At 65.0% G+C, this 14,475-nt stretch carries 15 protein-coding genes; all 15 read right to left on the reverse strand.

Annotated features, from left to right (window positions below):
• Nucleotides 1-3: 3 nt before the first annotated feature.
• A complete protein-coding gene (locus F3N42_RS03620) occupies nucleotides 4-2,637 on the reverse strand; it encodes a phage tail protein (RefSeq protein WP_150863012.1) in 2,634 nt (877 codons plus the stop codon).
• The gene (locus tag F3N42_RS03625; RefSeq protein WP_150863013.1) at nucleotides 2,634-2,966 is read right to left on the reverse strand and encodes a hypothetical protein; all 333 of its coding nucleotides are present in this window, start codon (nucleotides 2,964-2,966) and stop codon (nucleotides 2,634-2,636) included. The genes F3N42_RS03620 and F3N42_RS03625 overlap by 4 nt, the downstream gene beginning before the upstream one ends.
• Nucleotides 2,966-3,451: a hypothetical protein gene (locus F3N42_RS03630; protein ID WP_150863014.1), complete on the reverse strand. Its 486-nt coding sequence runs from the start codon at nucleotides 3,449-3,451 to the stop codon at nucleotides 2,966-2,968. The genes F3N42_RS03625 and F3N42_RS03630 overlap by 1 nt, the downstream gene beginning before the upstream one ends.
• Nucleotides 3,451-7,011 carry a hypothetical protein gene (locus F3N42_RS03635; protein WP_150863015.1) on the reverse strand — a complete coding sequence of 1,187 codons (3,561 nt, stop codon included), beginning with the start codon at nucleotides 7,009-7,011 and terminating at the stop codon, nucleotides 3,451-3,453. Before F3N42_RS03635 ends, F3N42_RS03630 begins: the two co-directional genes overlap by 1 nt.
• Complete coding sequence (locus F3N42_RS03640) at nucleotides 7,001-7,336, reverse strand: DUF1799 domain-containing protein (protein WP_150863016.1); 336 nt, start codon at nucleotides 7,334-7,336, stop codon at nucleotides 7,001-7,003. The genes F3N42_RS03635 and F3N42_RS03640 overlap by 11 nt, the downstream gene beginning before the upstream one ends.
• A 32-nt stretch (nucleotides 7,337-7,368) precedes the next feature.
• Entirely contained in the window at nucleotides 7,369-7,728 is a 360-nt protein-coding gene (locus F3N42_RS03645; RefSeq protein WP_150863017.1) for a hypothetical protein, read from the reverse strand.
• A 154-nt stretch (nucleotides 7,729-7,882) separates the two neighbouring features.
• The gene (locus tag F3N42_RS03650; RefSeq protein WP_150863018.1) at nucleotides 7,883-8,830 is read right to left on the reverse strand and encodes a phage tail tube protein; all 948 of its coding nucleotides are present in this window, start codon (nucleotides 8,828-8,830) and stop codon (nucleotides 7,883-7,885) included.
• Between the two features lie 3 nt (nucleotides 8,831-8,833).
• Entirely contained in the window at nucleotides 8,834-8,986 is a 153-nt protein-coding gene (locus F3N42_RS15565) for a hypothetical protein (RefSeq protein WP_191621215.1), read from the reverse strand.
• 2 nt (nucleotides 8,987-8,988) lie between these two features.
• Entirely contained in the window at nucleotides 8,989-9,378 is a 390-nt protein-coding gene (locus F3N42_RS03655) for a phage tail terminator protein (protein WP_150863019.1), read from the reverse strand.
• Complete coding sequence (locus tag F3N42_RS03660) at nucleotides 9,375-9,950, reverse strand: hypothetical protein (RefSeq protein WP_150863020.1); 576 nt, start codon at nucleotides 9,948-9,950, stop codon at nucleotides 9,375-9,377. The genes F3N42_RS03655 and F3N42_RS03660 overlap by 4 nt, the downstream gene beginning before the upstream one ends.
• Nucleotides 9,951-9,952: 2 nt before the next feature.
• Nucleotides 9,953-10,234 carry a head-tail joining protein gene (locus F3N42_RS03665; RefSeq protein WP_150863021.1) on the reverse strand — a complete coding sequence of 94 codons (282 nt, stop codon included), beginning with the start codon at nucleotides 10,232-10,234 and terminating at the stop codon, nucleotides 9,953-9,955.
• Nucleotides 10,235-10,249: 15 nt separating this feature from the next.
• Nucleotides 10,250-10,519, reverse strand: coding sequence for a hypothetical protein (locus tag F3N42_RS03670; protein ID WP_150863022.1), 270 nt, complete (start codon nucleotides 10,517-10,519; stop codon nucleotides 10,250-10,252).
• A 60-nt stretch (nucleotides 10,520-10,579) separates the two neighbouring features.
• Complete coding sequence (locus tag F3N42_RS03675; protein ID WP_150863023.1) at nucleotides 10,580-12,436, reverse strand: phage major capsid protein; 1,857 nt, start codon at nucleotides 12,434-12,436, stop codon at nucleotides 10,580-10,582.
• Between the two features lie 4 nt (nucleotides 12,437-12,440).
• Nucleotides 12,441-13,874, reverse strand: a complete 1,434-nt coding sequence (locus F3N42_RS03680; RefSeq protein WP_191621216.1) for a phage portal protein — start codon at nucleotides 13,872-13,874, stop codon at nucleotides 12,441-12,443.
• Between the two features lie 74 nt (nucleotides 13,875-13,948).
• A complete protein-coding gene (locus tag F3N42_RS03685) occupies nucleotides 13,949-14,470 on the reverse strand; it encodes a hypothetical protein (RefSeq protein WP_150863025.1) in 522 nt (173 codons plus the stop codon).
• Nucleotides 14,471-14,475: the final 5 nt, after the last annotated feature.

Raw genomic sequence — 14,475 nt, forward strand, 5'->3', positions numbered from 1 at the left:
GGATCAAACTCCTCGTGCGGTGATTTCGACGGTTGCGGCGGCCTGGGTGGCAGTTTCGTCCCAGGCGTACAGATCGCAGCCGTCCTCGTCGATGTTGTCAGCTGCCGCCTGGCGGAAGGTACTGCCGATCACGGTGAGCGTGACCTTCGGCGGGGTGACGAAGTCTTTCGTCCAGGTGACGGCCAGTGGTTGGCTGCCGGCGCCTGGCACGCTGACGGTCTGGGTTTCGACCAGGGGATTGCCCTGCAGGCTGGCCAGCACCGGGATCCGGATCAGCATTCCGTCGCCGGCGGCGCCGGTGCACTCCATGAGCGCCTTCATGTACCGGGCCTCGCCGTTGAAGCTGGTGCCGCCCTGGTCGGTGAATGTCGGGTAGTCCGCGCCTTTCGCGAACCGCGTGGTCTGGGTGACCGTGCCCTGGAATGTCGTGATCTGGGCGTTCCAGGCCCAGTTGGCGTCCTTGTCGACGCCCAGGTCCCACTCGTCGGTTTCCAGGCTGGACGCGCCCGCCGTCTGGTTCTCGATCCACGTTTCGGTGCCGGCGCCATCGTCCGTCCAGGCGTCCGTGGCCGGGCCGTCGTCCGTCCAGGCGTCGCCGGTGTCGGTGACGTAGTAGACGGCATCTCCGTGGACCTCGAAGCGGCGCATGTTGACCACGGTGTCGGCGTCGATCTCCTCCAGCACCAGGCCACCCGCCTGGTCGGCCGTCACGTTGATGACGGTGTCGGCGCGGCCGTAGGGCGCCGTCACGCCATCCGACTCCTGGCCCAGCGAGTCCAGCGCCTTCACCATGTAGACGAACGTGCCCACCGGCTGCGCGTTCAGCAGGATCCGCAGTGCATCGTGGCGGTCAGCCATGAGCACGGCGTTGGCGTGGCCCCAGGCGCCTGCTACGTTGCCGTCATAGTCAGCCTTCGGGATCCGCTTGATCCGGTAGCCAACCAGGTCGATGTCGATGGATGCGCTCCAGCTCAGGTTCACGAACTGGCCCGCCTCGAAACCCTGGGCATTGGTCGGCGCCGTGGGCAGCAGCAGCTTACCCAGGGCGGTGGCCGTGGCCGTGCCGGCGGAGGCGCCCTGTTTGCCCAGCACGTTGATGACCCAGACCTCCGCTGTGTATTCCTGGTCCTGCTTGATGGGCGGCGTCACCGCCAGGTGTGCGACCGGCCCCTGGTGGCTCACGGTCGTCTCCAGGACGACCTGAGCGCCTGTCTTCACCCGCACGCGGTACATCAGCGCCCAGCCCCAGTCCACGCCCGTCCAGGACACCTCCCAGCGGCTGAACGTCTTGCCGCCCTCGTCCACGAACAGCGTCTCGGTGAGCGTGGGCGTGGGGCCGTTGGGGATGTCGCCGGGGCTCGGCAGCGAGCTGTCCGGGAATGTCGGCTCCACCTGGGTGCTGTTCGAGTAGGCCGCCGGGTCGTATTCCCAGCCGAGGATCCGCCAGCGGCCCTTCTCGATGGCCTCGGCCTCGATGACGCGAAACTGCTTGGCCGTCAGGCCGATGGGGTGCGTGAGCGAAAACACGTCGCCCACGGTGATTTTCAGGCCGTAGTCGAACGTCTCGAACTGGCATTCCAGGTCGGTGAGGTTCGCCTTGTTGTAGACCTCCCTGCCCTTGCGCCTGGCGCAGCCGGCGATCTTGAAGCCGGGTAGCTGCAGGCGCGTCACGCGCAGCGGCGTGCCGGCCGGCGGGTCGTCAGTCCACCAGGTGGATTCGCGCCAGTCACCGGCGCCCGGGTAAGTCCAGGTCACCTCGACCTGGGTGGGCACGTCGCGCAGGCCGCGCTTTTTCAGGCGCAAGGATCCGCGCCGCACGTTGGCGTCAGTGAGCGCATGGTCGACGCTGGCCGGAGCGTCCGGAATGAACCGGATCTCGCCGCCGTCCGGCGCCAGGAACACGGCCGCGTACTCGCGCAGCGTCTTGATCCAGTCGCTGACCGGGCGCCGGTCCTCCAGTGACAGCCCGATGGCCCAGCGGGGCTGGCCATAAACCACGTCGTCGCAGCGATCCGCGGCGGTCTCGACGCTGTCCCAGTTGGGGGAGTGGTCGGTGTAGCGGTCGATGAAGTCCGCCAGGTGCAGGGCCGGGTTCTCGCTGTAGATGGTCGTCGCGGTGCGCGGGTCGTACACCTTGCGGCCCTGGATGATCGCTTCCAGCGCCAGGTCCTCGCCGGGCGGGATGGTCAGCACCGAGTAGCAAATCCCCGGCAGGTCGTCTGCCTGGCCCCACACGGCCGCCACTGTGGCGTCTCCGGTCTGGGCGGCGGTGCCCATGTAGTGGGTGGCCGTACCGCTGAAGGTGGCGCCGTTCAGGATCACCCGCTCGATGGCCTCCACCTCGCCGGTGCACCAGACCACCACCAGGACCAGGTTGCCGCCGCTGACCTTCGCGCGGACGATGTTGGCGCCCACACGCTCGCGGCCGTACACGTCCCGAATGACCGAACCCACGCGTGAAACCGTCAGCGTGCGCTCTGACAGGCTCGTCGACGTGTTCGAGGCGGTCACCACGTTGCTGGCGGAGATCTCCAGCCAGGGCGGTAGATCCGGGCCGGTGGGCAAGGGATTCGTGAACCGGCGCTTGTCTGGCTCGACTGGGTTGCGGTGTACCGGGTCTTTGGTCTTCGTGGTCACGGAGTGGCCTTCGTTCCGATCAGCTCACACTGCACCCGCACGCGCTGGCCGCGGCGCTCGATGACGTAGGGCTCACCGACGAAGTTCACCACGTAGTCCAGGCCGTGCAGCGTCAGGTCGTAAGGCCCCAGCGACGCCTCGAAGGCAGCCACCAGCGCAGCAAACTCGGTGAGCGAGATCCACTCCTCGATGATGGTGATGCGATAGCGCGTGCCGGCAGCGTCACGCCGCTGCTTGATGGTCAGGTCCTCGGCCAGGTCGGTCAGGATCCCAGCGTCGGGCGTGGCGCTCGAATCCCTGGAGATCGCGTACCCCGGATAGTCGGCCATTACTCAGACTCCACGGTGATGATCGTGTCGCCCCAGGTGATCTTCGCACCGGGGCGCGGCAGGCGCGTAAAAAGCGGTGGCGCTACGCGCGTGCGAGGGGCGTGGGTGCGGTCTCGACGTGTTCTGTGCAACGTCAGAGACGCGCTTTCGATGTCGAGCGTGGATTCGCCGCCGTAACCGCGGTAAACCTCGACCGCGTCGCCGTCGTGGTACTCGTAGATCTTGAACAGCCGGTCGCGAACACCGTCGACCAGGATGAGGCCGACGCCGATGTTGTCCAGGTTGGGGATCTGCAGCGTGGTGGTGTCATCGTTCAGCCGCCCTACCCGCACACCCACGGGCAGCCAGTTCTGGCCGTTCCACACGACCTGGAATGACGTGGTCCAGTACACCGGCGTGTCCAGGTCCGCCTCGACCAGGTAGACCGGCGTGGTGAGATCCTCGGCGATGGCCGCTTCGATGGTCCCTGAGAGCGTGCGCGGCATCAGTCGTTCACCAGGTCAGGTTGCTGGTTCACACGGACGTTGAACTGGATGCCGCGGACGGCGTTGGCCACCGCAGCAGCGACCTTGTCGCCCATGCGGTCGACGGCGTCTGACATGGCCATGGCGGAGGCCGTGGCCACGTCAGCGGCGACCTGGGCCGGATCCGAATGCGGGCGGATGTTGTCGTCGCCCGTTCCCGGTCCGCCCGGCTGGGTGTTGATGGGGTCGCCGGTGACGGGGTCGGGCGATACCGCCTGTTCCAGCGCCGTGGCGGCGTTCAGCAACGCCTCCGCTGCGCCCTCGTGCATCGAGGCGACCAGGGCCAGCGGGTCGACGATGTCTTCAGTCATGGCGCCGATGAGCGAGCGCAGCTCGTCAGCCTCCGCGACGACCGAGTCACGCACAGTCGAGAGCCTGGACCCGGCAATATCCGTCACGCCGCCGGTGAACGCCGCGAACTCGCCGACCAGGGCCGCCTGCTGCTCGGCCGACAGCAAACCCCACGCCTGGCCGGTCAGCCGCTGGATCTCCTGCACCGTCGCGGAGATCTCCGCGGGGTCGGTCATCGTGGCCAGGGAGTCCTTCAGGTCGTTGGCCTGGCTGCGCAGCTTCTCGTAGAAGCCGTCGTCACCCAGCAGGATCCGGTCGAACTGGTCGTTCAGGCCAGTGAAGGTGCCGGCCACCTGGGCGGCCACGTCGTCGATCTGGCCGAGCAGCTGCATCTCGGCGTGGTAGCGCGCAAGCGTCAGGTCGCCCAGGGCCATGACCGACTCGGCCGAGCCGTCGAAGTCTGCCGCCATGTCGCGGATGGCATCACCCAGCGCGTTGGCGGACTGGAAAAGCGTGCGGTTGTTGTCGGCGATGATCTGGGCGTAGTCGGACAACGGATCCGAGCCGGCAAACGCTTCCAGCGACGCCGTGGCGGCCGTGACGCGCTCGAAGTCCTGGGCAAATCGGTCCATGACCTGGCCCCAGTCTTCGCCGTTCTGGCGCATCCCCTCGATGACCGCGGCCAGCTCCGTGTACGAGCGGCCCGCCAGGGAGTCGCCCAGGGCCTCGAACAGCCGCTCGATGGTCAGGCCGACGTTCAGGCGCTCGATGCGCTCCTCGATGCTTCCAGCCTGGTTAACGAAGCGTTGCACCTGCTCGTCGAACACACCCACGATGGCGTCCACGCGCGAGCCGATGATCTCCTCGGCCGCGTTGGCCGGGTTGTTCACCTCGGCACGCCACCCCACCAGGGCATCCTGAACTGCCGCCAGCTGGTCATTGTCCAGGAACTCGGCCACGGCCGTGTCGATGGCCTCGATGGACTGCCGGACGCCGCCGGCGAACGTGTCCGACTCGTCAACGTGGCCGAACCCACCACGCCCGAACAGGCTAACCACCTCACCCAATGGCGTGGTGAACCGCTGGTCTTCCGGATCCGCGCCGCTGGCGCCGGATCCACCGAACGCGCCCTCGAAGTCTCGGCCGAAGAACTTACCGAACAGGCCGCCCAGGACGCCACCGATGATGCCACCCAGGAGATTGCCGATCACCGGGATGAACGTGCCAATGATGGCGCCCGCAGCCGCGCCGATACCCGCGTAATCCGGCCCGTCGAGTCGGTTGGAGTTGTCGATCAGGTTGCCCAGGGCTGAACCGCCGTAGTAGCCAATGGCGCCGCCGATGGCTGTGCCGCCCGCGGACTCGTTAAAGCCCGTCCAGGAGGCGCCGTTCTGCTGGCCGAAAAAGCCAGCGAAAGAGAATCCACCGCCGGCCGCGCCGGGCGCCTGGCCGTTCAGGTAGGGGATCTGAAACGCCTGCTGCACCGCTGCCTGGTTGCCGCCGCCCGAAGCATTCGCCGTTCCAGCAGCGAAAGAACCGGTGATCGCGCCTACTATGTTGCGGGTCGTCGCGGCGTGCAGCATCTCGGCGAGCATGTCTTCGAAGAAATCCTGGATCTTGTCGAAGGCGTCGCTGGAGCCCTTGATGAGATCCTTCCAGAGATCAGCGAACAGATCGTCGATGCGCTCAACGCCGCGCTCTATGGCCGTGTTCATTGTGTTGACCTTTTTGGTCAACTCCGGAATCGCCTTGCGGGCGGTTTTAACGGTGATCTCTTCCAGTCCGCCGGCTGCTAGTGTTGCGTCGATGTACTCCAGTTTCAGCAGGCGAAGAGCTTCCGAAAGGAGCTCCGCGCTAATCAGTTCACCATCGTAAGCAGCCTGAAGCTCTGCCTTCGCCTGGGCGTATTCACGCTCGATGCGCAACAGCGGAAACAAGCGGTCAAGGTGTGACTGGGCGGCTGATTTCACCTTTTCCATGGCTTTGGCGAGCTGTTCCATGTCTTCAGCTGTGCTTTCTGCCTCGCCGCCCAGGTCCTGGGTGATCTTCGCCTGACGCGTCATGATGTCGCCGACTTCTTCGACGACGTTCCCAACGCGGGTTTTCAATGACTCGCCGACGAACCCCATTGCATCGACCGCAGCCTTAGAGTGCTCTTTCGCGCTGGCAACGATCCGCTCGCCCATTCCATCAAAGGCGTCAGCGGCCGCTGCGAACTCGCCTTTTGCGAGGGCCGCCCCAGCCGCCGCCATGGTGCGGATGAACTCGGTGAACGGCGCCGCGAGAGCCTGGAGCGAGTGCAGTACCGAAGCACCCAGCCCGACGATGGCTTCGCCAACGAAGCCTGCGGTCTCGCGCACCACCACGAACGCAGAAACGATGGTCCGGGCGACTTTGCCCACCCGCTCACCAGCCGTAACCCAGCGGTCGGATGCTTTCGCGCCCTCATTGAAGTGCTGCATTAGCGCGACCAACTCCGGAATAAGTCCCTCACCGAACTGGTTGCGGACGCCTTCGCCCACTTTTCGGAGCTTTTCGAGCTCATCTTTGTACTGCGCTGACGCCTTCACCAGCTTGTCGGACATCACTGCGCCGACACGCTCAGCAAATTCCATCTGCTCTTCCAGGGCTTCAGCGCCCTGAATGAGCAAAGGAATCAGTTCGGCCTGGCGGGCGCCGAAGATATCCTGGGCGGCTGCGAGCCGGAGAGTCGGATCTTCAGTGTTTTTGATCGCGTCGGCGATCTTCAGAAACTGTTGCTCAGGGTTCAGGCCGCGCAGCTCTTCAACATTCAGCCCGATACGGTCGAAAGCCCGGTTGTAGGTGGTCATGCCGGACTCGGCATCGGCGATGGTCTTGGACATCTTCCGCATGCCCTTGTCGACCGTGTCCAGCGATGTGCCGGCGAGGCTCGCAGCGTGGTCCATGCCTGACAGGAACTTGGCGGAGACCCCCAACCGCAGGCTCATCTTGTGGGTCTTATCACCCACATCCGCGATCATCTTCGCCAGCCCACCGATGGCGCCTACTGCTCCCGCCGCGGCGCCTACTATCGCCGTCGCTCCAATAGCGACACCTCGAAGCTGGCGCACGCCGTCACCGAACGATTTGTTCGATTTCGCCTGCTCCAGGCGCAACTTCTTCATTTCCGCCTGGGTTAGGCGCATGGCATTCACGGCGCCCTTGGCGTCGCCGGTGATCAGAATGCCTGTCTTGAAGTTACGCGCCATCTTTCCTCGCCTGCTTCGCCCACTCGTTCAGGGCGCCTACTTCGATCTGCTGCACGTCGCGGAACAGCTCCCCGCGGCGCCTGGCGCTATGGACTCGCTCGCTGTCCATCACCAGGCCAATCGAGCTGTACTCCAGCCCACAAGCTCGGCCGTCCGGGCGCAGCCGCCATTGAGTCGATACACGGCAGAACAGCACCCAGGCCGGCCAGTTCTCAGGCCAGACCTCGAATCGCTCGCAAGGATCTGGCGCTTGGGGCTCCGGCTCAGCCTGGTCCATGATGAAATGCTGGTCGTCATCGTCATCCGGAGCCCCGTTGTCATTCATCAAAGGGCCGGCCCAGACCTGGCCGGCCTCAATCAGTTTTTTTGCCGCAGAGCCTCCCGGCCATACAGCAGCTCAAGGAATCCGTTCACGATGGCGGCCTGGTAGGGGCCGATAGTCAGCAGCTCGTCCAGGTTCTCCGTGCTGAACTCAACTGGCTGTTCGTCGGCGTCGAGCAGCCGATCCCAGCCGACCAGGTACTCGCGAATGATTTCGTCGTCAGTGAGCTTTCCGGCGGCAGCGTCTTTCGTGATCTGTTGCGCTGTGGGGCGGTCGGGGACCTTGAACTTGCAGTGGAACGGCACGCTCATCGTCTTCCCCAGGTCCTGGGGGAGCTTTGCCGTCACTTTCACGCTGACTGTGTCGCGTGCACCTTTGAAATGGATGTTTCCCATGAACGTTTTCCTGTGGGGGCCAATGTCTCGACCAAGGTACGTTCACGGGCGGTGGTGCTGGTATTGCGAGAAAAGGAAACCCCGCCTAACGGCCCCAGCCAGGCGGGGTTTCGGTGCCGGCGCTGCAGACGCCGAACGAAGAGCTGGCCGTCGGTTACCGAACGGTCAGCTTGACCTCGTCGTCGCCGGTGTCGCTGGGCAGCGCGTTGTACGGTCCGGTGCCCAGGGCCACGCCGTCGGAGTCAGACACGTTCAGGTCGGTGAACTGGCCCAGCGGCACATCGAGCTCGATGATGTTGCCGGTGGCCGTACCGTGCACCAGGTTGAACGGGCCCTTGTTGACGCCCGAGTGGCTCTCGATCAGGTCCGAGTAAACGTCCTTCGAGCCCACCTCGGGCACCTCGAACGCGATCTCGCCGGACGGCGCCCGATCCACGATCAAACGCTCATCGAAGTTGATGATGTTGCGGTTGACCACCTCGTTGTTCATGTTCAGCGACAGCGATTCCGCGCGCGGGCTGTAGCTGTCCAGGTCCAGCGTGGTGTTCGCCTGGTTCACCGGCAGCGGCGTCATGAAGGCACTGGTGTCGATGGTGTAGGCGCCGGCCGCCGTCGGAGTGGCGTAGGTGCCCCAGAACGTGAACCGCATGTACGGGAAGCCGCGGCGGGGGAACATGAACTCGACGTTGCCTCGGCAACCGGTCAGGATGTGCAGATTCCCGTCCATGATGTAGTACAGCGTCACCGACTCGAAGCTGGCCGAGACCGGGTCGTACTGGGTGTCAGTGGTGGCCGTGATGCTCTCGGCGAAACCACAGGCGCGCAGCAGCGGGCCGTAGGCCGGAGCCGTGCCGGCGGTGACCGCCGCGGATCCGGCGCCGGCCAGTTCCACTTCGAAACTGACCTGCACCTGCGGCTCGACGTTGATGCTCTCGTCGTGGCCCAGGGTTTCGCGGTCCAGGTTACGCTGGACCTTCTCACCGCCGTAGACCTCGGGAATATCGAGGTTCCGGGTCAGGATGGCGTTCGAGCCATCGGGCGTGGGATCGGTGCCGTAGACCGACTCGATCTTCGCAAGGATTCGCTTTTTGCGGAACAGCATGGCTTAGCCCTCCTTCGATTTCGTGGACTTGGCTGCTGCCTTGCCCGCAGTCTTGCCCTTGCCGGCCGCCTTGCCCTTCGGCGGCGCAGACTGGGTCCGCTCTTTCAGGACGCGCTTGCCGTCCTCGATGATGTAACTGCCGCCTTCGCGTGCCATTTTCAGATCTCCTTCCAACTTCGGAATGAATATGTTTCTCGCCACCAGGCGATACCGCCCTCGATCTCGACGACGGCCGCCGATTCGTGCTCGACCAGGTCATCACCGGCGGCGGGCTCCCATCCGCACAGTGCTGTTTCCAGCTCCGCCCGGCGGGCTTCCAGGTCGTCTGCATCGCAGACGATCAGGACGCCGATGGAGATCGTCTGTTCCTGGCGGAACCCGGTGTCGAGCCCGTTCTCGTCCGAATCAACTCCGGCCAGGTATACCAGGGCCGCCGGAAGCTGTGCTTTGAAGTCCGAGATCGGCTTCGTCGTCCATGCCTTTCGGACGGTAGCAAAGGCCAGAGCCTCGCTGGTAATGCGGCTGACGAATGCGTTTACGTGGCTCATAGGCGTCGAATTGCTCGGTCGATGGTGATCTTCATGGCGCGGTCAAACTCGATGGGTGTCTCGCGCCGCACGCGGGCCAGAACATCGTCCATGACCTCGGCGCGGCGGAGCATTTCCGGCACCGACATCGAGTACCGGCGGCGAATGGGGAGCCTGGCGCTGGTCTTCCTGGTGAACACCTTTAGGCCGTGAATGTCAGCGCCGAAACCACCCTTGAACACGAACCGGGGGCGGTCCTTGCGGATCTGCACGGAGACGCCCCGGCGCGGGCCTTTTTTCGACCGCACCTTGACCTGGCGCGCGCCGAACTTGTCCAGGCCGAGGCGTTTGCCGGTGTACTCAAGCATGTAGGCGACCGTGGCGCCGCCGTGACGGATCCGGCGGGGGCGTACTGCGCGCCCCATGTCCCGGGCCTTGATGTTGTACACCTGCCGGACTTCCTTCGACGCCGTCGTGCGCGCCTTCATGGCCACGCGCTGCAGCGCCATGGCCAGGGCCTTCTCAACGATCTCGCCGCCCAGCTGGCGGCGGATCTTCTCGTAGTTCTCGATCTCGAAACGAAGGGTCGCCATGACTACACCGTGACCGGGTGGCACAGGATCGACATGATGTAGCCATCATTGGCGATCTCTTCGGCCAGGCGGAAGTTCTCCGAGCCGACCGTGAGCAGTTGGCCCTCGGTCCAGCTGGTGACCACGTTGGTCTTGAAGTCGGCCGTGGTGACTCGACCAGAAATGTCGCCGTTAACGTCCTGGAGCTCGACATCGCGGTCGAGCACCACGGTGACCGGGGAGCCCGCCAGGGTGGCGTCAACAGCGCAGGCGTCGAACGCCGCGTAGCTGGTGGCGGCCTCCATGGCGGCGGCCTGGCGTTACTTGCTCGCCTTGGCGTCTGTCTTGGCTTTCTCGTCAGACGTTTTGGCGGTGGCTTTGGCGTCCTTCGCTTCAGCCTTCGCAGCGGCGGCAATCTCAGCCTTAGCGGCCTTCGACGCGTCCGAGCCCTCAGGGGCGAGTGCGCCAGTAGCTACAAGGTAGCGGGCGTCCTTGTCCTTCTTCGGGTCGACTGCAACGTCGGTGCCTTTGGCGTGCGGCTTGCGATCAAACACGCAGCCCTTGGTGAAGGTGTATTTCGACTTCGACATGGTTGGGGTCCTCTACTGGTGGTGGATCCCCGGGCCTTGCGGCCCGGGGCGCCTTCCCGCTTACGGGGTGTTGTTGATGGCGAAGGACTCGGGGTGACGGACACCGATGTCGATGTCCTGGAACACCCGGAGCACCAGGCCGCCGGCGGCCACCTTGGTGGCGGTATCGACCATCACGTCCAGCACGCCCCACATGCCCATCAGGACCTGCGAGTAGTCACCGAAGATGATCCGGTTCGCGCTCAGCTGCGTGGAGCGGTGGATGTCGTAACCGAGCTTGTCGGCCACCAGGACACCGGAGCCCGCGTCCACCTTGGTGGTGCGCAGCGTGCCGTACATCGCCGGGGTGGTGATGTAGGACAGGTCGCCCATCAGCGCGTCGTCCGCGTCGAGTGCGGTTTCGAAGCCAACCATCTCGATGAAGGTCGGCGCCGCTGCGGAGGCGATGGTCGCGGTGTTAACGCCGGACTGGCCGACGATGCCCAGCGGCTGGTCGTTACCGGAACCAGTGCCTTCCAGGCCAGCCTTGTCGATGGCCAGGGCGGCGCCCTTGGACAGGTCTGACATGACCAGCGCCTCGATGCCCGGGGTACCCTGCTTGATCATCTTGCGGGTGATCGGCACAGCGCCTGCCACCGTCTTCGGCGACAAGCTCAACAGGTCGAAGGCTGAATCGCTATCGGTGCCGTCGTCATCTTCGCCAAGCCAGTAAAAGGTCGCCCCTTCCGTCCGGCGCGGGATGTCGACATCGCCGACCAGGCCCGGCAGCGTGGTGATGCCGCGGCTGACCAGGACGCTGCGAGCGTACAGCTGCTCGATGAACGAGCCGGCCAGCAGGTTGTCGGCGACCAGGTTGCCACCGTCACCGGCCACTGCGACCTGCTGCTTACGCACCTGGATGTCGTGCGGGACGAAGAAGCCGCGGGCGTCGCCGCCCACCTGCTTGGCGACCGCTTCAGACGCGGCCCGCTCCAGACCGGCGTTCTTCCAGTTTCCGGAGATCGATGCCTGAATGGCGCGGACGATGGAGTACTGGCGAGTTTCCTTCTCGTCCATGTCCAGACTGGTGGCGGGTGCCTTGTTGGCGTCACGCTCGATCTTGCCCAGAACCTTGTCCCGGAAGTCGCCAACGCTGGCGCCATCCTGGACGGCGCGCTCGGCGTCATCGTTCATGTCGTACTTGTGACCCAGACGCATGATGGTCTGGACGCGAGCACGCTCCTGGGTGGCCGCCTGGTTCTCGGCGGCGGTGATGTCCACCGGGTCGTTGTTACCGGCGGCGTCTTTTCGCTTCTCAGGCATAGCCTTGTCCTCTTCAGTTGAGTCTGATTCGACGCCCGGGCCCACCAGGGACCGGAACGCCTGTTTCTGTTCAGCTTCGCCGCCGAACCGTTCTTCGAATTCCCGCCCCACGCCGACCGTCGGGTCAGCGGGCACGGAAACCGTCGAAATCTCGAAGGGCTCCCAGCGCAAAATGCGATAGGTTTCGCCTTCATCGTCGTCGTGCTTTTCCAGGACCATCTCGCGGATCCGGTAGCCGACCGACACCAGGGTGCGGATCCCGTCCGCCATGTCCTGGAAAATCTCCTGGCCTCGATCCGACCGGCTGAATCGGATGACTGCGATGCCACGCTTGTTCTCGACGCGGGCCTCCTCGATCACACCCACCTGGTCGTCCCAGCGGTGGTTCACCAGGAATGAACCGCCGTTATTCAGGCGATCCAGGTCAACGGCGCCGTCCGAGTGGTCCAGGATCTCCACGCCGTACCACCGCTCGACCTCGTACTCGCTGGAGAACGACAGCTCAATGCGGTCGTATTCGTCGCCCTCGGCGCGCTCCAGCACGCGGATCTGCGCGTTGTCCAGAACGCGGCAGTGATTCAGGCCGTGGTTTCCGTCTCGTTTGCCCTGTGGCATCCGTTTATTCCTCGTCGTTGGGCGCCGGTTCGGGCGCCGATTCCGTGGACTGAACTGGTTGTAGCACGATGCCCAGGGACTCAAGTATTGCGTTCTCGTCGTGGATCTCTTGCCACACGTCGTCGGGGTCCCGGCCCATGTCGCGGATGATCTCGCTGCGGGATTTCAGGCCGTTGGCCAGGGCCTTCTCCTGGGCGGCCATCTCCTTCTGCGGATCCACCCAGGCCCAGCGCCGTGGCTGCCAGCCGTGCGCCAGGTAATCAGTCAGAGGGCCAGCCGGCTGCGCTCCGGCGATAGTCAGGTAACCCATGTCGATGGACAGCTCGACCCACTGGCGGAAGATCGGCTCGTGGAATGACTCGATGAGCCACTCCTGCAGCAGTTTCCAGCTTTCCTGCTCGACCAGGGCGGCCGCGCGCAGCGCGCTGTAGTTGGCATCGGAGTAGTCGCCGGAGATCTCGGCGTAACCGGCGCCCCAGGCGGCGGCCAGTCCGCGGACGTTGGCCTTCACGAACCCCTCGAACGCGCTGTTCGGGCGGCTGGTGTCCGGGGGCTTCACGTCGACGCCATAGGGCAGGCGCCGGTATGTGCCCGGATCCGAGATGATCTCGTCCAGGCCGTCGTCGGTATCGTCGGCGTCCGGGTCGTCACCTTCGTAGGTGTCGCCCGACGCCGCCTCGGTGATCCAGCCCATCTGGCTGGCAGCGATCCGCGCGGCGATCAGCTCGGCCTCGTGGTAGCCGTGCAGCATTCCCAGCGCCAGCAGACCCGGCGCCACCCACGGCACGCCTCGATTCTGGATGGCGAACTCGGGCAGGTAGACGTGGATCATCGACTTGGCCGGCACAAACTTCAGGTCGGCCGTGCCATTGCCGTAGGCGGCCGCGTAGCCGTGGCGGGACTTCTTCGGATCCGCCAGGCTCATCCAGTAGCCGCGCACGCGGCCGTTGTCGTAGAACTCGATGCCCTGGCGGATGTAACGCCCGTTGCCCAGGTCCTCGGAGTAGCTGACCGGGATGGTTTCCGGATCCACGGTGGTGAGGCGCACCGGGTGGCCACGGTCACCGTCGATAATGGCGAAGAACTCACCGTCGGTGCAGCACGAGGTGATCACGTCCACCTGGAACTGCCGCCAACTGCGGCGCTCGGCCTTATCGACCGGACCACCCTTGCGGCCCCAGTCTTTCCAGCCGGCCTCGATGGCCTGGCGTGCCAACCGGTCTGGCTTCAGGCCACCGCGGTCGGTCACCCGGGATTGCAGGATCACGCCCCGGTGCCCGACGATGTTGGTGTGGCAGGCGCGGACGTATGCCTTGATGTGGCCGTTGTTGCGGTGCTTCTCGCGGGCGCGGGCTCGCAGCGCGGACAGGCCGGCATCAATGGCCACGTCGTTAGGGATCGGCGCGGTTACCCAGTCCATGGTGAACCGGCCGGCCATGGCCGCATCATAGAACCGTTTGGCCGAGCTCTTCCGAGGGTTACGCTTGGCGGTGCGCTTCTGCCAGGGCCACTTCATCGGAACGACGCCTGAATGCGATTGCTGCCGCTGCGCCGTTTCTGGCGGCGCAGCTCCAGGCGCAGGTAGTTGAGGATCTCGATCAGCTCAGCCGGGGCGTACTGCTCGATCTCGCGGTCGCGGTACTTCCAGCGTTTCTGGGTGCCGGTCGCATTGCCGGCCAGCTGCGCCTCGATAGCGTCGATGGTGATCTCGATCTGGGTGCGCGTGTCCAGGCCGCTGGACGCGGTGGCGTAGTCGGGCAGCACCTCGACCGTGCCGTCCTGGACCATGTAGCGGTCGGTTCCGTCGGTGACGAAAGCCTGGTAGCTGTAGGTGCCAACCTGGTAGTCGGCCGAGTCCGTGGGTTCGATCTCTACCAGGTAGTCGTCACCATCGGCGGTGGCGGTGATGGTCCGCTGGTCATCGGCCTGCACGAGCACCAGGGTCAGCGTCCAGGTCGAGGCCGGGTAGTCCGACAACGATGCCGACGTCGAAACGGTGACACCCTGGGTGAAGCATTTGGGGATCAGGCGCATGGCAT

The sequence above is a fragment of the Marinihelvus fidelis genome (assembly GCF_008725655.1).
GTDB lineage: Bacteria > Pseudomonadota > Gammaproteobacteria > Xanthomonadales > SZUA-36 > Marinihelvus > Marinihelvus fidelis.